Source organism: Arcanobacterium haemolyticum DSM 20595 (assembly GCF_000092365.1).
Classification (GTDB): Bacteria; Actinomycetota; Actinomycetes; order Actinomycetales; family Actinomycetaceae; genus Arcanobacterium; species Arcanobacterium haemolyticum.
The window spans coordinates 971,551-991,482 of record NC_014218.1; the positions used below are offsets into that span (position 1 = coordinate 971,551).

Genomic DNA, 19,932 nt, shown 5'->3' on the forward strand with positions numbered 1-19,932 from the left:
GTGGAGCTGTGTGCTTGACTTGATAATATGAGTGACCTGTTTTCATTACCTGAATTTTCGGAGCAAGAAGAGCTGCTGCGTCTTGAACCAGTAGAACGTGCCGTGGCATCGGCTGTGCCTGCTCCGGTTGCGAAGGTTGTTGTGGACGTTCCACACATCCACATGGGCAGTGTGTTCGATTATGAAGTGCCCGAAAAGTTCGCTGATGTTCCACTGGGTGCTCGTGTGATTGTTGATGTGGGGGCAAACAGAGTATCTGGATTCATCGTTGATCGGGTGGATCGAACCAGATTTAGCACTGGATTGCGCCCGATTCATAAGGTTGTTTCAGCGCAACCGGTAGTTGATCCAGCCATTTATGTTCTCGCTCAAAAGGTAGCGGAGCGGCAAAGTTCCACTGTTGCACAGTGCTTTAAGCTGGCTATTCCACAGCGGCACGCGCGGGCTGAAAAAGAATTTTTAGCCCGCGAATATGCTGATCTTTCTCCGATCGATGCCCCAGAATCTGGGCCTTGGGCAGCGTATGAAGGCGGTCCAATTCTTTTGGAACGGCTACAGCGCGGTGACACGTCGCGAGCTCTTGTCCACATGCGCAGCGTTGATACGGTTGCGGATCTATGCGAACGAATCGTGCAGGCATCGGCTAGCGGAAGCCACGGTGTGATCGTCGTGTTTCCCACAGCTCGGCAGGCAAAGGGATATGCAGAAGCATTATCTCATGCACTCGGTCAACGCGTAGCCACGATGGTGGCCGAAGATTCCCCTGAAGAACGGTATCGCACGTTCCTAGAAGTGAAGAACGGCTATATCAATATCGTTGTGGGCACACGCAACGCTGCCTGGGCTCCAGTTCAGAATCTTGGGCTCGTAGTGATAATCGATGATCACCATCGTTCACACATAGAACTGCACAATCCGTATATTCATACACGCGATCTGCTGTTATTGCGGAGCGTCCAGGCTGATTGCAGTTTTGTGGCGCTTAACTATGGGCCGTCAGTTGAATTGGTTGCGTCTACGGCAAGCAACGTTGTTCCAGTCGTGCCACTAAACGGGAGCAATCCGCACTCCGTTCCCCAAGTAATAGCCGCATCAGCGTTGGCATATGAAGGCGAACAATGGTCACGAATGCCGTCGTCTGTTTTTACCGTGGTACGAAGTGGGCTCGAACGGGGAAACGTCCTGATCGTTGTGCCGCGAACTGGCTATATCCCAGTGGTAGCATGTGCACGATGCCGTGAACTGGCATCGTGCCCGGTGTGTGACGGGCGTATTCAGATTGATGGGCCTGGCCAGCCACCACGATGTTCACGATGTGCAACGATTATCAACGATTTTACCTGCCGGCATTGCAAGCATCATCGCCTCAAACCAGTGCGGATCGGTTCGCACCGCACTGCTCAAGAAATCGGCCGTGCTTTTCGTGGCGTGCCGATTCATGTTGCTGGAATAAGCGAAGAGATCGCTCCCAGTACAGATGAGAATCGGATTGTGATCGCAACACCTGGCGCTCTTCCACGGATGCCAGAACCGTTTAGCGCAGTGGTTGTTCTTGATGCTGGATATCTTCTTCGGTCAGAAAAACTGGATGCTGAAGTCTACTTCTTACGTTCTCTCACTCATATCGCAACCACGGTGGCTCCACGTGCTGATGGCGGTCAGATGCTTATCGTAGGAGATGTCCCTGGCTCACTGATGCTGACACTGAAAAAATGGGATATGTATGGGTGGGCAATGAAAGCTTTGAATGAACGCCGTGAATTATCGTTACCTCCTGCCTATGTGTGGACTGAAGTGACTGGAACGATGGATACACTGCGCCACTATCTTTCGATCCTTCAAGCGTTTGCGCAGCAAGCAGGGTTCGTTGCCGAAAAACGGCCGCTTGCCACACTGCTAGGAACTGGCGCCCAAGAACTGATTCCCGGCATGCGAGTTGTGGGACCGTATCCAGGAAAAGATACAGATGATCTGCATGTGTATCTCACCTTCCCTGAAACGGCACGTGAGGCGATAACACCGGTCATTGCTCATGCACACAAAACGTTTTCCGTTCAAAAACTTGGCCGAATCACTATCAAGATAGACACATCTGTGTAAGCCGTTCAAATCTCGAGATAAAGAAAGATACACTAAAGACGTGCGTATTATTTTTGCAGGTACACCAGCAACAGCAATCCCTTCTCTCCATCGGCTTATGCAAGATCATGAAGTCGTAGCAGTGCTCACTCGTGCTCCCGCTCCCGTGGGACGGAAGAAAGTGCTCACCCCGTCTCCTGTTCATCAAGAAGCAGAAAAGTTAGGGCTGCCAGTTCTTACTCCTACATCACTTCGTGGAGAAGAAATCGAAGAACAGCTTCGTGCTTTCGCGCCAGAAGCTATTGCAGTAGTGGCATATGGTTTACTCATTCCGAAAAATCTTCTAGATCTTCCACAGCACGGTTGGCTCAACCTTCACTATTCGCTCCTTCCACGGTGGCGTGGGGCCGCACCTGTACAATACGCCGTTGCTGCAGGAGATACGATAACGGGCACGTGCGTATTCCAGATCGAAGCAGGGCTGGATACTGGCCCGATTTTTGATGTAGAAGAACACGCAGTTGATGGCCGTAGCTCTGGAGATTTACTCAATGCGCTATCTGATTCGGGTGCGGAACAGCTGGCTCGCGTCTTTGCTGCACTAGAGCAGGGAAGTGCCAAATCAACCCCTCAAGAAGGGGAAGTCACATTGGCTCCACAGCTTTCTACGCGCGATTCGTTTATCGATTTTTCGCAACCAGCAAAGGTGATCGATGCGAAGATTCGTGGATACTACCCAGAACCAGGGCCGTGGACGTACGTAGAAGGCCAGCGAATTAAACTCGCCCCGGTCACAGTTACTGATGAAACCGGAATCCCGGCAGGCCGGGTAGTGCCAGGCAAGCACGTCAAGGTAGGTACCGGCACCACCGCCGTCGTGCTATCTGACGTCACGCCGGCTGGAAAGAAAACGATGGCCGCAGAAGCGTGGGCTCGAGGATTGAATGATGGCGATACATCGTTCCACACAGGGGAGGAAACCAAATGAGTTCACAGCGTCCGACTAACTGGAAGCCAGGCCGCGGTGCATCGGATCGGGCACGTCTGGTCGTTTTCGACGTGCTTATGGCAGTTGAAGAAGACGGCGCCTACGCCAACCTTGCTCTCCCGCGTGAAATCCGCCGGGCCCGCCTGAACAAACAGGACGCCTCGTATGCAACTAACTTGTGCTACGGAACGTTGCGCCTTCTTGGCCGGTGGGATGCTATTTTGGCTCACTGTACAAACGGCCGTCCAATCGCAGAACTCGATACCGCAGTCAAAGTACTGTTGCGAATGGGTGCTCACCAACTCCTAGAATTGAAAACACCTCCACACGCAGCCATCAACGAAACCGTGGTTATTGCGCGTAACGAACTCTCTCAAGGCATCGCCGGATTTATCAATGCTGTGTTGCGCAGAGTGAGTGAGCGCACTACCGCGCAGTGGCAGCAACAATTGAAGGAAGATGCCGGCGGCAAGGTCAACTCCGTAGCATTCTTATCCACTTGGTATTCGCACCCGCAGTGGGTTGTTCGCGCCCTCGATAAGGCACTTCAGTATCATGGCCGCGAACATAAGGACATTCTCCATGTTCTCAGATCGGACAACACTCCGGCATCTGTTTCCTTGGTTGCTCGCGGTATTTCTGTGGCGGATCTGCGTGAAGATATCCGCCGCGGTCACATGCACTCCGAAGAAGGCGAACTTGTTGATTCGGCAGTTCTACTACATGGCGGCGATCCTAGCCGTGTGTTTGCGATCAAAGATCGGCTAGCGGGTGTTCAAGATGAAGGTTCACAGCTTGTTGCCCGCACACTTGCAGCCGCTCAGCTCGAAACAGACGATGATCTATGGCTCGATATGTGTGCCGGCCCCGGCGGCAAAACGGCCACGCTTGCCTCTATTGCAGATCAGCGTGGAAGCCGTATCCATGCCAATGAACTCCACCCGCACCGGCTTGAACTCGTCCTCGATTCGATCCAGCCATGGGCAGACATCGTCGATGTTCGTGAAGGCGACGGCCGCGATTTTGGCGATTCCACACAAGAAGGCGTGATCCCGCCCAACGGCTATGCGCGCATCCTCATCGATGCCCCATGTACGGGAATCGGCGCCCTACGTCGTCGTCCCGAAGCTCGCTGGCGCAAAGAAGCAGGTGACGCCCTAGATCTTGCGAAACTCCAAGCAGAACTCCTCGAAGCGGGCTGGAACGCACTCCGCCCAGGCGGCGTGCTCGGATACTCAACCTGCTCACCATACTTGGCTGAAACGTCGGAGATTATCAATGCGTTCGTGGAGAAACATCCAGAAGCGATCCGCCTCAACACGCCCGCCATCGCGTCAACGCAAGCACGCGTAGATATCGCTGGAGAAAACGGAGAACTCCAACTCTGGCCCGATCTTCACAACTCAGACGCCATGTACCTAGCCCTTATCTCAAAGCCAGCCAACAACTAATGGAGTAACACTATGGGAATCCGTATCAGCCCCTCAATTCTCAACTGCGACTTCTCAAACCTCACCGGAGAACTGGATAAAATCTCAAACGCTGATTGGGCACACGTGGACGTGATGGATAACCACTTCGTCCCGAACCTCACTATGGGTGTGCCGATTGTGGAAGCGATTTCGCGCGTCTCGCCAATCCCAATCGATACACACCTCATGATCGAAGATCCAGATCGCTGGGCACCTGCCTTCGTAGAAGCCGGCGCGCAATCCGTTACGTTCCACGCCGAAGCTGCAAAAGCTCCACTACGCCTTGCCCGTGAACTGCGGGCAATGGGCGCCCGCGCTGGCCTGGCCGTAAAACCTGCAACCCCAATCGAACCATACCTTGAGATCCTCAACGAATTTGACATGATTCTGATCATGACGGTCGAACCAGGATTCGGCGGCCAATCCTTCATCGATACGATGATGCCGAAGGTGGCTAGAACCCGCGAAGCCGTGAACAAATCGGGCCTTGACGTGTGGGTACAGGTAGACGGTGGCATTTCCCGCGCCACTATCGAACAAGCAGCTAGCGCTGGTGCCGATACGTTCGTGGCCGGATCAGCTGTGTACTCGTCGCCAGATACGCACGCAGAAATCGATGCGCTTCGCGAATTAGCATCGCATCACCACTGCCACTGATCCTTTTGCCTGCGGGGAAAAGACGTGGAATAATAGGGTTTACGTGCTCCGGGGTCAGTGTAAGTCTGAACCGGCGGTGATAGTCCGCGACCCACGAAAGTGGTTGATTGGGTGAAATTCCCAAACCGACGGTTAAAGTCCGGATGGTAGGAGCAACATGAGTGCGCGGCTTTCGCGTACTCATGTCTTCCCCGGTGCCTACGGGGAAGGATTGTTATGCAAAGAAGCAGAATCGTGGCGCCGATCGTGGTTGCCGTTGTTCTACTTCTGCTGTGGGTAGGCGTTTCTCGATGTAATCTGGTGAGTGCTTTCGCGCTCCCTGATCCGGTATCTGTGTTCACGCGGCTTGTACGCGGAATTAGTGATGGGTACTTGCTGGCATCTGCATGGCAAACGTTGCATGTTGCTGTGATCGGTTCGCTTACCGCCGCATTGATAGGAATCCCTGTAGGTTTTGGCATCGCACATTTCGCGCCGTTCAGTGCGGCATTGGAACCATTTCTTGCAGCGTCGCAAGCAATTCCTGCGGTAGCGTTCGCACCTCTGCTCGTGTTGTGGGTGGGGTATGGGACTACGCCGATCGTGTTGTTGTGTGTGCTGATGGTTGTTTTCCCAATTATTATCAATACTGCGGTGGGGGTTCGGGATGTTGATCCTGATCTGATCGCTGCGGCTCGGCTCGATGGCGCATCTGGTATGCGTTTGATGAGTTATATTGAGTTTCCATTGGCGCTTCCTGGCATTCTTGCGGGGATTCGCACTGGCTTCACGCTGTCTGTTACGGGGGCGGTTGTGGGCGAGCTGGTGATTGGTGGCCAGCGTGGGTTGGGGATTGAATTATCAACAGCGCAACATTTAACTGATGCTCCGGGAATGTTTGCGGCGATTGCGATTTTGGCCGTGCTCGCTGTTGGCATTTATCTGGCTTTGCGTGCGTTGGAAACGCGCGTGTTGGCCTTAGTTTCGTAAAAGGAAGCACAATGAAGAAATTTACTGCGTTAGTCACCGCTTGTGTTGCGATGGCTGGTTTGGCCGCGTGCCAGGGGGCCAATTCTGGCAAGGTTGAGAAGGCTGCGCCGGAGAAGGTCACGATTGGATTGACCTACATTCCTGACGTTCAGTTTGGTCCGTTGTATGTTGCGTTGGAGAAGGGGTATTTTGCCGACGCCGGTGTGGACGTCACGTTGAGGCATCACGGTGCGCAGGAAGCACTTTTTGGGGCGTTGGAATCTGGTGAAGAAGACGTCGTTTTTGCTGGGGCTACGGAGATGATGCAGGCTCGGACGAAGGGCCTGGACGTTGTTAACTGGGCTACGCTGTACCAGAAGTATCCGGTGACGTTGATTACTACGAAGGACGCGGGGATCTCTACGCCTGCTGATTTGGTTGGTAAAAAGGTGGGGCTTCCTGGCCCGTATGGGGAAAACTATTACAGCCTGTTGGCAATGGAAGATAGCTACGACCTGAAGGACAAGCTTTCCGTTGATTACATTGGCTACACGCAGGCGGCTGCGATGGTAGGCCACCAGGTTGATGCGATTATTGGTTTTAACAATAATGATTCGATTGCTATCGCGAACGCTGGCCTTGATGTCGTTGAGGTTCCGATGGTGAAGGGCGATATGCCGTTGATTGGCGTGGGGCTTGGCTCTTTGAAGTCGAACATGAAGCCAGAAACTTATGCGCATATATTGAACGCGATCGAACGCGGTGTGGAATTTTCTATGAAGAATCCGGAAGAAGCGATGGATCTGATCGCGAAGCATGTAACGTCGCTGTCTGATCCTGATCAGCGCAAGGTGGCGCACAAGGTGTTCGATGCAACCTTGAAGCTCTACAAGGGCGATAAGGAATTCGGCCATCAGGACTCGCAGGCATGGGAGAAGATGAGCACGTTCCTTGCCAAGGTGGGCATCGTGGAGAAAGCTGTTCCTCCGCTGAGCGCATTCACAGCGGAGGTTGTCAAGCTTTCCGAAGCGTTGAAGAAGTAGGCTTAATCAAGCATCTGGGCGGTATAAGCGCCTGCGGCCGCGGCTGCGATGAATGACGTGACGTCTTCATCCAGGCCGCGGCCCATTGTTTTCAGCCCCACCGGGAAATCACGAAGTGCATCGTAAAGGCCGGTAGCATCAACCTCAACAAGATCAAGCCTGCTGATGGTGGCTAGATCGGTTCGCTGCTGCTCTGCTACTTCCACCCAATCGCCTCCGATAAGTTCTTCTGGCATTGATGAGTACAGAGGCAGCGGAACAGTACACGGAACTTTGACCACATCGGCAAGGACGCGGATTGTGTGGTGTGAGATCCCAAAGTGGCGGCCACGAGCATCGGCGTTGGACATGCGCACGCATGCCACCGCGCTACCGCCCAGCGTATCAACGGCATTGATGGCTTCGCCGCAGGCCACGCCTGAGAATCCCCAGCGTGTTCCCGTGCCAAGGTTGCCGGGCCCTTGCGCAACGATTGCAATATCGGCGCCCCACACGTGGCGCGCGGCAAGAAGAGCACTGTGAACGTTCACGGCTTCCAGATCGCCCCCAAACGCCTGCCCGCATGTGATCGTGCCCTGAATGTAGCCGAGATCAGCAAGTTTTTGTGCCGCCATAGAGAACCAGGCGGGAAGCGCACCGCCGTCGGTCATGATGTACGCAATGGACGCATCCGGCCGCGTGGCCCGAACGCCTGCTACGATCGCCGGTAGTGCGGAATGAAGATCGGCCACGATCACGGGCATCCCATTGATAGAATCGGCATCTTCAAGCGCCTCATGATGCGGCGATTCCTGTTCGTCCACACCTTGAACCATGAACTGTTGCGGTGTGTAGCGAGCTTTCATGATGTGGCCAGGCGCAGGTGGTGGATCGGCAGGCAATCGATCAGGTGCCACCACGATCATCATGTATCCGCCGGTGCCAAGGCCACGTTCGAACGCGGAGCCGGAAAGGATTACCCGATCGCCAATCTCCAGAACCCCAACGATGGGTTCGTATGCGAGAGCCCGAACGGTGCGTTGATCGGTGAGTTCAACGGCGTATTCGTATGCGTGCCCCCAAGAACGGCGTAACTGAACAATGTGGCCTTGTCTGTACATCATCATGTCTTAACCTTAGTGCACTAAAGTATAGGTATGTCTACATCTGTCGAAGAACGCCGTTTTACTCTTCTCACGTTGTTGTCGCGAGAGCCGGCTACGAGCGCCCAGATTGGCTTGTTGCCTGCGTATCGTGCTCATACTGGGGTGGCGCTGCAGCGGATGATTGAGCGAGATATTCAGACTTTGCGGCTGTCTGGCCACGTGATTGTGGTGGATTCGGAGTATCGCTACCGGGTGGATGATTCGGCGAAGATTCGCCTGGACGTAACGGGCGTGGATGTGACTGCGATTCGGCGTATTTTGGGTACGAAGCGCCGTAATAATGTGGAGGCTTTTGCTCAGTTTGGTGCTACGAAGGTGATTGGGAGTGGCGAGGTTTCGGGCAAGGTTGCGCCGTATCGGTTGAGTGTTCCGGTGGGCGATAGTGTGGTTGAAGTTGCAGATGCCATAACTGTAAGGTGCAGGATTCGTTTTTCGTATGATAGGCAGGGTACGCCGGTTCAGTATGTGGTGGAGCCGTGGCGGATTGGCGTTCATTTTGGCGCGTTTTATTTGGTTGGAGCTGTGGTGTCTCGCGCTGGGTGCAGCGTTGGTGCGGAGGTGCGTACGTTCCGCTTATCGCGTGTGATTGGTCAGGTTGAGGTGGTGGATTTGCCGTGTGAGTTCCCGGTTGTCTCTGAGGTTGAGTCTGATTTATCGCCGGTTGACGTGGTGTTGTTGGTTGCGGATCCGCGTGCTCCGTTGGCTAGGCGTGGCCGGGTGGTTGCGGAGTGTGACGCCGGGGTTTTGGTTGCGTATGAGGCGGTGGATCGCTGGGATATCGTTGAGGAGATTGTGTTGTATCAGGGCGGTGCGGAGATTGTGGAGCCTGCGTGGTTGCGCGATCAGGTTGCGGAGCGTCTGGATCACGCGATGGAGGTTCTTGATGGGGTTTGGTGATTTGTCGCTTGCCCGCAAGCGTGCGATTGTCGATTTTTTGTTCCGCCGCCCGAACGTTTCGTTGGGGGAGGCGGCTACGCATTTTGGGTTGTCGTGGGAGGCGTTGCGTGATGAGGTTTCACAGCTTTCTACGGTTGAGTTGGTGAGTGGTTCGTTTTTTGAGTCTCCGTTTGATGTGTGGATTGACGACGACGTTCCGACCCCCGATTCCCTTATCCGCGTTTCTCATGTGGAAACTGAGGGAATGCCGGCATTATCGCCGGCTGAAATCGTTTCGTTGCTGGGTGCGATCGATACGGCGTTTGTTGCTGCAGATAGTGATGACGCTCAGGCTTTGAGCGAATTGCGTGGCAGAATCGTGGAGGCCACAGAGGCGAAGGGATATGGATCGGTTCTGTGGCCTGCTCCTCAAATGGAGGCGTTGCCAGCGGTACTCGATGCTGTGAATGAGGCGCTGGCGTCCGCTCAGTATCTGACGATTGAGTATTGGAAGTTTGATCTGGCAACGAACCGAATGGCGCCATCACTGGTAGAAGTAGCGCCAGTGAGCATCATACCTGGCCGTCATCCGCTCTTGTTGGCGTCCTGTAATAATGAGGTTCGGCGCTATCGGATTGATAGAATCACGGAGGCTACCGTGGGTAATCGGGCAGTTTCTGGCCGATTGGAGCGCCGTATTTCTGGTGCGGCTGGCCGCGATACGATTGATGGCGTGAAGGTTCGTTTGTGGTGTCAACCGGGGTGCCGCTGGGTTGTGGAGGACATTCCGGGATCAACTCTGACGCAACGCGATAACTATGACATCATTGAACTTCCTGTGCGTCATCGTTCTTGGTTGATGTCATTAGTGGTGCGTCTCGGCCAGAAGGTAGAACGCGTGGAAAGAGTGTGATGGTAGATTTAGTTATTTCCCATATTGTTGATGGGTATTCTGCGCGTGGGATCACGCTTGACGATTTCCAGGTGAAGGCGATGGAGGCGTTGGCGAAGGGCCGGGACGTCTTTGTGAGTGCACCTACCGGCGCTGGTAAAACGGTGGTTGCAGAGTGTGCAGTTGAATTGGCTCTGGCGCGCTCAACTCGGTGCATTTATACCGCTCCGATTAAGGCGTTGTCGAATCAGAAGTTTAAAGATTTGTGCGAACGTTACGGAGACGAGCACGTTGGCTTGGTGACGGGCGATACGGTGATCAATCGTGACGCCCCAATTTTGGTGGTGACAACCGAAGTTGTTCGCAACATGCTGTTGACCCGCGATTCGGGAATCGCCGATATCGGTTACGTGGTCTTGGATGAGGTTCATTTCTTAGGCGATCCGTTCCGTGGCCCGGTGTGGGAGGAAATTATTCTTCAGTTGCCGCGCACCGCACGCCTCGTTTCGCTTTCCGCAACCGTTGCGAATATTGACGAGTTTACGTCTTGGCTACGTTCGGTTCGCGGTACAACAGAAGTGATTACGAGTACCGTTCGCCCTGTTCCGTTGGAGCAGTTTGTGGCCACGAAGCGTTCCTTGGTTCCGTTGTTTGATCGGCAAGGAAATCTGGCCGTGCCGAATGATTCGCCGCGGCCAGATTCGGATAGACGACGACGCCGTGGCGACCCCGCTGGCCGACGTCGTAAAACCCTACGAACGGTAGAAAATGCCAAGATGCTCCCTGCGATCCATTTCGTTTTCTCACGCAAGGGATGCGATACTGCTGTTGCGGATCTTTTAGACGCAGATGTTTTCTTAACAACGAAGGATGAAGCGAAGATTATTCGTCGTCGTCTGTCAGACGTCAAAGCAACCATGAGCGAAGCCGATGCTCGAACGATACGTTTTGGATTCTGGGCCAAAGCTTTCTCACGTGGATTCGCAGCTCACCATGCAGGAATGTTCCCCGCGCTCAAGGAACTGGCGGAACAACTGATGGATGACGGGCTGCTGAAACTCGTCTACGCAACGGGAACGCTCGCGCTCGGAATCGATATGCCTGTACGCACGGTGATTATCGAAGATCTGATCAAATGGAATGGTGACGATTTTGTCCCGCTCACGGCAACGGAATATACGCAACTGATTGGGCGTGCGGGGCGGCGCGGCAAGGATACGCATGGCAACGCAGTGGTGGTTCACACTCCGGAACTGGACGTCGAATACTTAGCCCATATTGGTTCTGGGCACGTGGATCCGCTCATGTCGGCGTTCGTGCCGTCCTATAACACGGTGGTTAATCTACTCACGCACCTGTCACTGGACGAAGCCCGTGCGATCATGGGGCAATCGTTCGCACAATACCAAAAGAACGCGGATCTGGGAACGATCGAAGCGAAACTTGCTCGGGTGGAACGGAGGCTTACGCAAACATCGGAAGAACTGGAACACGCGTGCGAACTTGGATCCGTTACCGAATACGTGGAGGTGCTCAAAGAAGCCGGGCGCGCATCGAAATCTCAACGCAAAGCTGCCAAAGAAGCCTACCGCAAGGAAATCGACGAATCGTGGTACAACGCGGTTACCGGCATGCTCTATGCGTTCGCCGTGGATGGAGAACTGGACTACGGAATCGCGCTCTCTGTATCAGACAAACGAATCCGCATGATCGACGTGTATGGGGACGTGTTCTGGTTGCGCCACGCCGATCTCTCATCGCAACTGCGTGACCTCGGATTCATCGATCTCCCATACGGGCGGTCTGTGAAAGATCCGAGCGTGCGCGAAGATTTTGCGGATACCATCCATAACGCCATCGAAGAACGACTTGATCTGGGGCTTGATGAAGACTTGCGCCAATCGTGGGATCGCTACGCTGTACGGGAAACTCCGGTTGTTGAAGCGCATCCCGTACACGCCTGCGCCGATCGGCATCTGCACCGTGCTCAAGCGGCCGAATATAGCACGTTGCTGGATAGGCGCCAGGAACTCGTGACTGTGCGCGAATCGTACGATGGGTCTGTGGCGCGCGAATTCGATGCCACTGTTGGCGTACTCGAAAAGCTTGGCTATCTGCATGTGAAAGACGGGCGAGCGAAACTGAGCATGGGCGGAACGCTGCTTCGCGGTATCCACAGCGAAGCAGACGCACTGACCGTCATGTGTATGTCTGAACCCGTATTTGAAGATCTCAGCCCTGCCAAGTTTGCTGGCGTGTGCTCGGCGTTGCTGTGTGATCGGCGATTCTCGTCGTTCGCACCACGGGATCCACAACTGCGGTTTGCGTGGGGCCGGATCGAAGCAAACATGGACGATCTGGTGGGGCGTGAATATGCTGCGGGGATCTCACGAACTGGGGTGCCGACCCCTGGTGCGATCGATGCGTTCACCTTGTTGGCCAGCGGTGCGGATCTGGAAACCGCGGTTGCTGCATCCAAGCTCGCTGTTGGTGATCTGATTACGGCGAACAGACGTTTAATTGACATTCTGGGGCAGCTCGTTGATGTTGGCGGTGATAGCTGGCTAGGGGAGCGCGCTTATCAGGCTCGTGAATTGTTGCGCAGGTGGGACTGGACGTGACTTTTCCCGGGCAGTGATATATATCACTTGACAATGTTACGTAAGGAAAAGAGGCCTGCCGTTGATTTGACAGCAGTGTGGGCTTGAGCGATCAAAAAGACCTCCACTACGGTTAGTCATATACCCACAAGACGTGAGTAAGGCTCCTATATCGCGTTCGATAGAAAACGATGTTTGCATCGGTCCGAGGTTCGCGAATGGGAGCCTTTGTCTATACTTCAACTGTGACTACAATCGTTCAAATACTTGCCAGCATCGGTGGGGGATGCGCCCTGTGGGCGGCCCATGAGCCACTTGGGTGGTGGCCACTCGTTTTTGTGTCCTTAGGCCTTCTCTGGCACATAACGTTTCAAGCATCGCCACTGCGTGCCTTCTCATTGGGATTCATGTGGGGACTAGGCTTTTTCCTCCCTCATTTAGACTGGGCAATCACGGCCTCGAACTCACTGTTGGCCATGGTGGCGTTGGCGGTAAGTCAGGCTGTATTCTCAGGCCTCTTGGGAATTGTGTGGGCTCAATTGTCCCATTTATCACACACATATGCCTGGATATTCGCCGGCTTCGCATGGAGCGGTTATGAACACCTTCGCGGCTCACTCCCGTTCGGCGGTATGCCGTGGGGGAAAATCGCGTTCGCGCTCAATGATTCTGCGCTCGTACGGTTGGCTCCTGTCGGATCGACCTTGTTGGTTGGACTAGTGGCAGCCTGGATAAGTATTTTGCTGGCTTATACGGTTAGCAATGCACGCAGCGGTCCATTTGTTAGCGTCATGAGTGCTAGCCTTGCCACGATGATCCTCGTTGCACCCCTTATGCTTCCTATAGGTGGAAAGCCGCTGGGAACAATCAACGTGGGCATTGTTCAAGGCAATACGCCGTCGAAACAAGAAATCCCTGATGGATACGAACGTGCGTTGCGCGTAACGCAACAGCATGCCGATATGGCTGGTCAGATTAGTGGGGCAGAGCTCGTCGTCTTCCCTGAATCGACGTCGGATCGTGACGTTCGGACTGATCCCGAAGCCGGAGGAATTATTCGGTCCACCGCTGCACATGCTGGAGTTCCTATTCTGTTTGGGACGCAAGAATACACGCAAGACGGGCGGTACAACGATTACCTTGCCATGACGCCAGATGGCACGATCACTGATCGTTATTCAAAACAGCATCCAGTACCGTTCGGCGAATATATTCCAATGCGGCAATTCTTTAGCGGGATGTCTGATACTGTTGCGGCAATCGTGAAGCAAGTATCGATCGATATGCTTCCTGGCCACAAGCCGGCTTATATTCACGTCCCGTATAGGGGAGAGGCGCTCGCTATTGCCACCCCTATATGTTTCGAAGTCGCATACGATGCGATCGTTGCTGAAGGCGTACGCGGTGAAACCGTACCGGCGCAATTGATCGTGGTTCCAACGAATAATGCTTCATTCGGGGAGTCTGGAGAACCGTATCAACAATTTGCCATGACTCGATTCCGGGCAATCGAGCACGGACGCAGCGCAATCCAAGTATCAACAACAGGCACAAGCGGGCTTGTAGACTCTAAGGGAAACGTGACGTACGTGAGCGATATCTTCGTTCAGGATGTCCGTACGGTTCCTGTGGTGCTACATAACCATCTAACCTTGGCCGCGCGTTACAGCACGTTCCTAGAGTATCTCGGATATGTCTGTGTAGCCATCGGGTTGGGTGCGGCTATTGCAGGCTGGCGTGCTAAATTGACATAACATTGGTGGCCTGGGTTTTCGCCCAGGCCACCAAACATTTAGGTTAAGAAAAGAGAATCAGTGCCGACGGGCGTACAAACGACCGGTGCGGAGCAGTTCAAGACGTTCGTCAAGAAGAATCTGGAGCTCTTCTTCAGAACGGCGCTCTAGGAGCATATCCCAGTGGGTACGTGCAGGCTTGAGAGCCTTTTCGTCACCATCTTCGCCGTGGTTACCTACAAGCTTGGCTTCAGAGCCACATTTGCATTCCCACGTTGCAGGAACATCTGCATCCTGGGCAAACGTGATTGTGAACTTGTGGCTGCGTTCGCACACGTAATCTTCATCGTGGCGTTCAACAAGAGCAACACCAATATCTGATTCCAGAGAGTTTGCGCCAATCTTCATACCACGCAATGAGCGTTCTACCATGATTATCCTTTCGTCATAAACCGTAAATCAGTATATCAATGGTGAAAAGGGGTCTAGCTTTACGTTGATATGTAGCGAATGCACATCTATCTAGTTCCCCGATAATGTACATTATGTCAAATTACTAATAGAAGAAAAGCCCACCACAAAGGATGAGCTTTTATCGTGGCTCCCCTACAGGCTATTTTCCTGCAGCAGCCTTAGCACTGCGCCGAATAGCTAGTTCATCAATAGCTTCATCATGGATACGCATGCACGGGATTTCGCTGAGCGAACCTTCGACATCACGCCACACACGCCCAAGAGCAATGCCAAACACGCCTTGACCACCGTTGATCAGATCAATTACTTCATCATTCGACGTACACAGGTACACAGACGCGCCATCTGACATGAGCGTGACTGACGATAAATCATCAACACCGTATTCAGATAACTGAGTAATTGCCACACGGATCTGCTGAAGTGATACACCAGTATCAAGCAATCGCTTCACTATTTTTAGAACAAGAACATCCCGGAAAGAATACAAACGCTGAGAGCCTGAACCAAACGCATGCTGGATAGATGGCTCAACAACGCCAGTACGAGCCCAATGATCAAGCTGACGGTACGTAATCCCGATCGCACGGCATACTGCAGGGCCACGGTATCCAGATTCAGAATCAAGATCCGGCAAAGTATCGCCGAACAGCATTTGCTGTGCGCGCTGTGGATATACAGTGTATTCAGTTCCGTCAGTCACGGACCCTCCTTGTGGAATGTTTCTCCCTATAGGGTATTCCCCCACATGATATTTTCCAACGACATCCTTGATACGCTTTCGGCGTGTTGCTATGCCGTCAAGTTCTCCTTGACGTGGCGGATTAGCGAAGTTCGACGTCAATGTTTTCCAGCAAAAGCGCCTGATATAAATGGTTAAAGATCGTTGCAAATTCGCTAGTTTCAGCGATAACGCGTTCTTTTGCCAGCGGAGTATTTTTCGTACGTTCCGTAGCTAACATTGTGACAATATTGGCTGCATGCGAATGAGCCGAGTGGCGGATCGCACGTACATGGCGAATATCCATTCCTTTAGCTTCAAGCATCAGCCCAAAACGAACAATATCAACAGCCTGCGATGTCAGCCTGCCGCGAGCATCGGTAGTCAAAATACGCGCATCTATATAACGTTGGATATCGTCACAAGATGCTCCAACAAGATCGGCTAGTTCACGAATATGAAGACGGGTACCTGGGCTAGGCTTAGCACGATCACGATCGCTGACAACACGCATCAAGCCAGGATGATGAGCAGTGCTCTCCCCCGCATCCAACTGCCGTAGCATTTCTTTAATCTGCGGTAAAGCCACATACCGATCGCGTTGTTCAACCAGAATGAAGCGTAAACGTTCCACATCTGCCATCGAGAAAAGCCGCTGATTTGATGCCGTTCGTTGAGGTGTAATAAGTTCCTGAGACTCAAAATAGCGGATCTTAGAGGCCGCTAAAAACGGGAAGTCATAGGCAAGAAGCCCAATGACCTCACCAATTTTTAGCGTGCCTTGATGCGAAACATCGTGGGGCCATGTGCCAAGATCAGATTCTTCAGCAACAACCCGCTTAGGGGATGCACTCATTCGGCAACCTTTGGAGCTGCATAGAACGTGAGCTGATACTTGCCAATTCGCACCTCATCGCCATCATGAAGTGCGGCTTCGTCAACTTGTTGCATATTCACATAGGTGCCATTCAATGAGTTCGAATCACGCACAACAAATCCTTCCGCCGTGCGTTCGAACACGGCGTGTTTGCGTGACACAGTAACATCATCAAGGAAGATATCTGCACGTGTATGGCGGCCAACGAGGACCCGATCTGCGTTAAGCAAGAAGCGAGCACCCACGTTTGGGCCTTTCAAGGCGATCAAGAGTGCTGAAGATTCAGGTAACGCGTTAATGGTTGCGATATCTTCGGCATCGAGGCCACGCCCTGGTACAGGAGACTCCGTATGCTGCGAGATCGCGCTAAACCGAGACGTAGCGGTTGGATCTTGCCACTGTTCTGGTGTGTTGAGCTCGTTGTTCATCGTTGTCTCCTCTTTGTCACGTTTACGCATTCAATCTTAGCCTAGGATACCCCTAGGATTCATTCCCACAGTCACCGGAATTGGTTACGCAGAGAGCGAAGATGAGTGTCGCGTTGGTCAAGAATAATCTTCCGTAGCGCTGCCGGTGCGTCTGGCGTCTCATCAAGCCAGCGCGTTGCCTCCACAACATCAGCGTTTTCTTCTGGCAGGGTTCCTTCGGCCAAGTCAGACATCGGGTAAAGCCCGTAGATAAGCCGTTCTGCGAGTTCTTGCGAACGTGTGCGCCACATTTCTTCGATTAGTTCGAAGAAATGTGGCAGAGCTTCACGGGCTTCGGCCGCATGTTGGTATTGGGTGAACCCATTTACCAAGGCTTGAAGATGATCGTTAGACAACGCGCCAGTGAGTAGCGTGTTGAGGGTTTCGGCACGTCCGCCAGGTAATGACGCGGTTGCTTCGAGGTGAGAGACGACGTCGGACGCAGCGCCCGTCCGCGCCAGTTCAGCATCCAACTCTTCACGAGTGACGGCGCCAGAAGCACTGCGAGCAATGAGCAACATCCAGCGCAGATCGGAATCGGTTGTTTCTTCAAGGATGCGTGCGACATCCGCATCGCGCTCTGACAAAAGTGAGCCGATAAGCGCGATCGCGCGAGTCCAGATCGTGTGTGGATCAGTATCAGGTTCTGCCTGTTCCCGCGATGCAAGCGCCATATCAAAGTAACCGTTCAACACCTCAGATCGGCTATCTACCGGGCTAAAGTGACGGAACGCGTACAGTGCAGACGTTGTGCGCTGGGAGAGTAACGACGCAGACGGGAGCAACGGTTCACGGCCAACAAAAGCAGCGTACTGCTCCGGCTTCAACAGCCCGTCATACGTCATCTGCCACAATTGCCCCGACACCACTGAACGTGACAGGGCGTCTTCGACGTCGTACACCAACGCCGCTTCAAGCGACCGTGCATCGAATGCAACCTTAAGGTACGAGAGGGCGTCGTCGTTAGGCAACACCACATCCACGTCTACCCCACCGATCGCATCCCACGGAATCTCTACAGAATCACGAAGATCCGTATCTACCGACGCAACCCGGCGCAACACGCCGTCTTCAACGCGGAAGCCGGAAACGCGAATACGGTGTGGACGGCGAATCGGCAAACCAGAAACAGAATCGGTACCAACTTGGGTGAGCACAACGGCGTCGTCAGTACGCTCCACCATAACCGTAGAAATACCCGTGGTGTGAAGCCACTCTTGTGCCCACTCACGCAAATCACGGCCGGACGCAGACTCCAACGCAACCAACAAATCCTCAAGCGTAGCGTTCGAGAACGCATGCTGAGCAAAATACGCACGCACGCCACTGAAGAACTGCTCTTCCCCGACAAACGCAACCAACTGGCGCAAAACCGCGGCACCCTTCGCGTACGTGATGCCATCAAACGCCTGGTCAGCAGCCTCGAGGTCAGGAATATCCGCAACAATCGGATGCGTGGTTGGAAGCTGATCCGTACGCATCGCCCAATTCAACCGAGCACCCGCAAAATCAACCCACGCCTCAGTGTACTGCGTTGCCTGAGCACTACCCCACGCACCCATAAACTCCGCAAACGATTCTTTCAACCACAAATCATCCCACCACACAGGTGTGGTGTAATCGCCAAACCACATGTGGGACATTTCGTGAAGAATCGTGTTCGCACGCGTAGCACGCTGGGCGCGAGTAGAAAGCCCACGGAAAATATAGTGATCCTCAGAAAACGTGACGCAGCCAGGATTCTCCATCGCACCCAAATTGTATTCAGGAACAAACACCGAATCGTACTTGCCCCACGGATACGGCGAACCAAACGCCGCTGGGAACGTGTTCAAACCCTGCTTCGTAACGGTAGAAATATCGTCCAAATCAAAATACTCTGCCAATGTTGCCCGGCAGTAGAAACCCACATCAATCGGGCCCTGGGCTGTTTCCGCAACGTCCTGGAACCCAACATACGGACCTGCAATAAACGCTGTGAGATACGTGGACTGGCGCTTCGTTGGAGCAAACGCAACCTTTACACAATCAGTTCCCAACGAATTCTGCCCCACTGGCTCCCGGCGAACCTCAGAACCATTCGACAGAACAGTCCAGGTTGCGGGCGCTGTAATAGAAATGTGGAACTCGGTCTTCAAATTGGGCTGCTCAAAATTCGGGAACACGCGGCGGGCATCTGCCGGTTCGAACTGCGTGTAAAGATAGGTTTGGCCATCTTGCGGATCCCGGAAGCGGTGAAGGCCCTCTCCCGTTGTGGAATACACGCCAATACCGTGAATAGTCAGCGTGTGAATGCCCGGTTCAAGTGTTGGCAGATAAACCCGTGCGCCATCGAACTTCGGATCAACCTCTACCCCATCAACCTGAAGCGTTGCCTCACGGCCAATAAAATCAGCAAACGTTGTGATCGCGGACCGAACCGTGACCTCAATATGAGACGTGACAGTAAACGTATCGCCCTGCGCTGGCGCTTCAACAACATTGAGATCGATGTAGTGATTCGTGATCTCCAAAGCATCCGAACGTTCGCGGGCTTCAGAACGGGAGAGGTTTTCAGTATTCATACCATCCATTCTTCCACGCTTGGTCTGGGGAGGCACAATTTGGTGGGTTTGGCGTAGTGCGTGGCACCCGATCGGCGGGAGGCAGAACAGGAGTGTCATATAAGGCAGTGCTGTTCAGCTGGGCGTGAATCTGGCTCCAAGCCTGCGGGGATGGAGCCAGAAAACGTGGGCTAGCCAAAATAAATACCCGGCGATATGGACATATCGCCGGGTATTCCCGAGTCGGGCTAGCGGGATTTGAACCCACGACCCCTTGACCCCCAGTCAAGTGCGCTACCAAACTGCGCCATAGCCCGAAACATCCCAAGGTTACATCACAACTGAACGTGCTGGCAATTTCACGTGAACTCATCGGCGCTAAAAAACGAAAAGGCCCAGGTTTCCCTAGGCCTTCAC

At 53.5% G+C, this 19,932-nt stretch carries 16 protein-coding genes, 1 tRNA gene and 1 riboswitch; of the genes, 10 read left to right on the forward strand and 7 right to left on the reverse strand.

What is annotated here, in order from left to right; translation table 11 throughout:
• Positions 1 to 27 precede the first annotated feature (27 nt).
• The 6 genes from ARCH_RS04355 (at position 28) to ARCH_RS04380 (ending at position 7,187) form a co-directional block, all read left to right on the forward strand.
• Positions 28 to 2,100, forward strand: a complete 2,073-nt coding sequence (locus tag ARCH_RS04355; RefSeq protein WP_013170079.1) for a primosomal protein N' family DNA-binding protein — start codon at positions 28 to 30, stop codon at positions 2,098 to 2,100.
• Positions 2,101 to 2,140: 40 nt separating this feature from the next.
• On the forward strand, positions 2,141 to 3,067 hold the full coding sequence (gene fmt, locus ARCH_RS04360) for a methionyl-tRNA formyltransferase (protein WP_013170080.1): 927 nt from the start codon (positions 2,141 to 2,143) through the stop codon (positions 3,065 to 3,067).
• Positions 3,064 to 4,518 (forward strand): transcription antitermination factor NusB, encoded by a 1,455-nt coding sequence (locus ARCH_RS04365; RefSeq protein ID WP_013170081.1) that lies wholly within the window; start codon positions 3,064 to 3,066, stop codon positions 4,516 to 4,518. Before fmt ends, ARCH_RS04365 begins: the two co-directional genes overlap by 4 nt.
• A 12-nt stretch (positions 4,519 to 4,530) precedes the next feature.
• Positions 4,531 to 5,196, forward strand: a complete 666-nt coding sequence (gene rpe / locus ARCH_RS04370) for a ribulose-phosphate 3-epimerase (RefSeq protein WP_013170082.1) — start codon at positions 4,531 to 4,533, stop codon at positions 5,194 to 5,196.
• Positions 5,197 to 5,236: 40 nt separating this feature from the next.
• Positions 5,237 to 5,355, forward strand: a riboswitch (FMN riboswitch).
• Between the two features lie 57 nt (positions 5,356 to 5,412).
• Positions 5,413 to 6,165, forward strand: a complete 753-nt coding sequence (locus tag ARCH_RS04375) for an ABC transporter permease (RefSeq protein WP_013170083.1) — start codon at positions 5,413 to 5,415, stop codon at positions 6,163 to 6,165.
• An 11-nt stretch (positions 6,166 to 6,176) separates the two neighbouring features.
• A complete protein-coding gene (locus tag ARCH_RS04380) occupies positions 6,177 to 7,187 on the forward strand; it encodes an ABC transporter substrate-binding protein (protein ID WP_013170084.1) in 1,011 nt (336 codons plus the stop codon).
• Positions 7,188 to 7,189: 2 nt separating this feature from the next.
• On the opposite strand, the gene ARCH_RS04385 is transcribed toward ARCH_RS04380, so the two are convergent.
• Positions 7,190 to 8,293 carry a DUF3866 family protein gene (locus ARCH_RS04385; protein ID WP_013170085.1) on the reverse strand — a complete coding sequence of 368 codons (1,104 nt, stop codon included), beginning with the start codon at positions 8,291 to 8,293 and terminating at the stop codon, positions 7,190 to 7,192.
• A 30-nt stretch (positions 8,294 to 8,323) separates the two neighbouring features.
• Here ARCH_RS04385 and ARCH_RS04390 point away from each other — a divergent pair, with 30 nt between their 5' ends.
• The 4 genes from ARCH_RS04390 (at position 8,324) to lnt (ending at position 14,454) form a co-directional block, all read left to right on the forward strand.
• Positions 8,324 to 9,229, forward strand: coding sequence for a helix-turn-helix transcriptional regulator (locus ARCH_RS04390; RefSeq protein ID WP_013170086.1), 906 nt, complete (start codon positions 8,324 to 8,326; stop codon positions 9,227 to 9,229).
• On the forward strand, positions 9,216 to 10,121 hold the full coding sequence (locus ARCH_RS04395) for a helix-turn-helix transcriptional regulator (protein ID WP_013170087.1): 906 nt from the start codon (positions 9,216 to 9,218) through the stop codon (positions 10,119 to 10,121). Before ARCH_RS04390 ends, ARCH_RS04395 begins: the two co-directional genes overlap by 14 nt.
• Entirely contained in the window at positions 10,121 to 12,721 is a 2,601-nt protein-coding gene (locus ARCH_RS04400) for a DEAD/DEAH box helicase (RefSeq protein WP_013170088.1), read from the forward strand. The genes ARCH_RS04395 and ARCH_RS04400 overlap by 1 nt, the downstream gene beginning before the upstream one ends.
• 224 nt (positions 12,722 to 12,945) lie before the next feature.
• Positions 12,946 to 14,454 (forward strand): apolipoprotein N-acyltransferase, encoded by a 1,509-nt coding sequence (gene lnt, locus ARCH_RS04405; RefSeq protein ID WP_170121747.1) that lies wholly within the window; start codon positions 12,946 to 12,948, stop codon positions 14,452 to 14,454.
• 57 nt (positions 14,455 to 14,511) lie between these two features.
• Here the strand turns inward: lnt and ARCH_RS04410 are convergent, their stop codons facing one another.
• The 6 genes from ARCH_RS04410 to ARCH_RS04435 form a co-directional block, all read right to left on the reverse strand.
• Positions 14,512 to 14,865: an RNA polymerase-binding protein RbpA gene (locus ARCH_RS04410; protein ID WP_013170090.1), complete on the reverse strand. Its 354-nt coding sequence runs from the start codon at positions 14,863 to 14,865 to the stop codon at positions 14,512 to 14,514.
• Positions 14,866 to 15,046: 181 nt separating this feature from the next.
• Positions 15,047 to 15,562 carry a MerR family transcriptional regulator gene (locus ARCH_RS04415; protein ID WP_049765894.1) on the reverse strand — a complete coding sequence of 172 codons (516 nt, stop codon included), beginning with the start codon at positions 15,560 to 15,562 and terminating at the stop codon, positions 15,047 to 15,049.
• Between the two features lie 169 nt (positions 15,563 to 15,731).
• Positions 15,732 to 16,484 (reverse strand): transcriptional regulator FtsR, encoded by a 753-nt coding sequence (gene ftsR / locus ARCH_RS04420; protein ID WP_013170092.1) that lies wholly within the window; start codon positions 16,482 to 16,484, stop codon positions 15,732 to 15,734.
• A complete protein-coding gene (locus ARCH_RS04425) occupies positions 16,481 to 16,933 on the reverse strand; it encodes an FHA domain-containing protein (protein WP_013170093.1) in 453 nt (150 codons plus the stop codon). The genes ftsR and ARCH_RS04425 overlap by 4 nt, the downstream gene beginning before the upstream one ends.
• 71 nt (positions 16,934 to 17,004) lie before the next feature.
• The gene (pepN, locus tag ARCH_RS04430) at positions 17,005 to 19,536 is read right to left on the reverse strand and encodes an aminopeptidase N (protein WP_013170094.1); all 2,532 of its coding nucleotides are present in this window, start codon (positions 19,534 to 19,536) and stop codon (positions 17,005 to 17,007) included.
• A 222-nt stretch (positions 19,537 to 19,758) separates the two neighbouring features.
• Positions 19,759 to 19,832: transfer RNA gene (locus tag ARCH_RS04435), tRNA-Pro, on the reverse strand.
• Positions 19,833 to 19,932: the final 100 nt, after the last annotated feature.

Excerpts from the sequence above, each read along its gene's own strand:
- ARCH_RS04355 (WP_013170079.1), top strand. The coding sequence starts at position 28 with ATGAGTGACCTGTTTTCATTACCTGAATTTTCGGAGCAAGAAGAGCTG.
- ARCH_RS04365 (WP_013170081.1), top strand. The coding sequence starts at position 3,064 with ATGAGTTCACAGCGTCCGACTAACTGGAAGCCAGGCCGCGGTGCATCG.
- rpe (WP_013170082.1), top strand. The coding sequence starts at position 4,531 with ATGGGAATCCGTATCAGCCCCTCAATTCTCAACTGCGACTTCTCAAAC.
- ARCH_RS04375 (WP_013170083.1), top strand. The coding sequence starts at position 5,413 with ATGCAAAGAAGCAGAATCGTGGCGCCGATCGTGGTTGCCGTTGTTCTA.
- ARCH_RS04380 (WP_013170084.1), top strand. The coding sequence starts at position 6,177 with ATGAAGAAATTTACTGCGTTAGTCACCGCTTGTGTTGCGATGGCTGGT.
- ARCH_RS04385 (WP_013170085.1), bottom strand. The coding sequence starts at position 8,293 with ATGATGATGTACAGACAAGGCCACATTGTTCAGTTACGCCGTTCTTGG.
- ARCH_RS04390 (WP_013170086.1), top strand. The coding sequence starts at position 8,324 with ATGTCTACATCTGTCGAAGAACGCCGTTTTACTCTTCTCACGTTGTTG.
- ARCH_RS04395 (WP_013170087.1), top strand. The coding sequence starts at position 9,216 with ATGGGGTTTGGTGATTTGTCGCTTGCCCGCAAGCGTGCGATTGTCGAT.
- ARCH_RS04400 (WP_013170088.1), top strand. The coding sequence starts at position 10,121 with ATGGTAGATTTAGTTATTTCCCATATTGTTGATGGGTATTCTGCGCGT.
- ARCH_RS04410 (WP_013170090.1), bottom strand. The coding sequence starts at position 14,865 with ATGGTAGAACGCTCATTGCGTGGTATGAAGATTGGCGCAAACTCTCTG.
- ARCH_RS04415 (WP_049765894.1), bottom strand. The coding sequence starts at position 15,562 with ATGCTGTTCGGCGATACTTTGCCGGATCTTGATTCTGAATCTGGATAC.
- ftsR (WP_013170092.1), bottom strand. The coding sequence starts at position 16,484 with ATGAGTGCATCCCCTAAGCGGGTTGTTGCTGAAGAATCTGATCTTGGC.
- ARCH_RS04425 (WP_013170093.1), bottom strand. The coding sequence starts at position 16,933 with ATGAACAACGAGCTCAACACACCAGAACAGTGGCAAGATCCAACCGCT.
- pepN (WP_013170094.1), bottom strand. The coding sequence starts at position 19,536 with ATGAATACTGAAAACCTCTCCCGTTCTGAAGCCCGCGAACGTTCGGAT.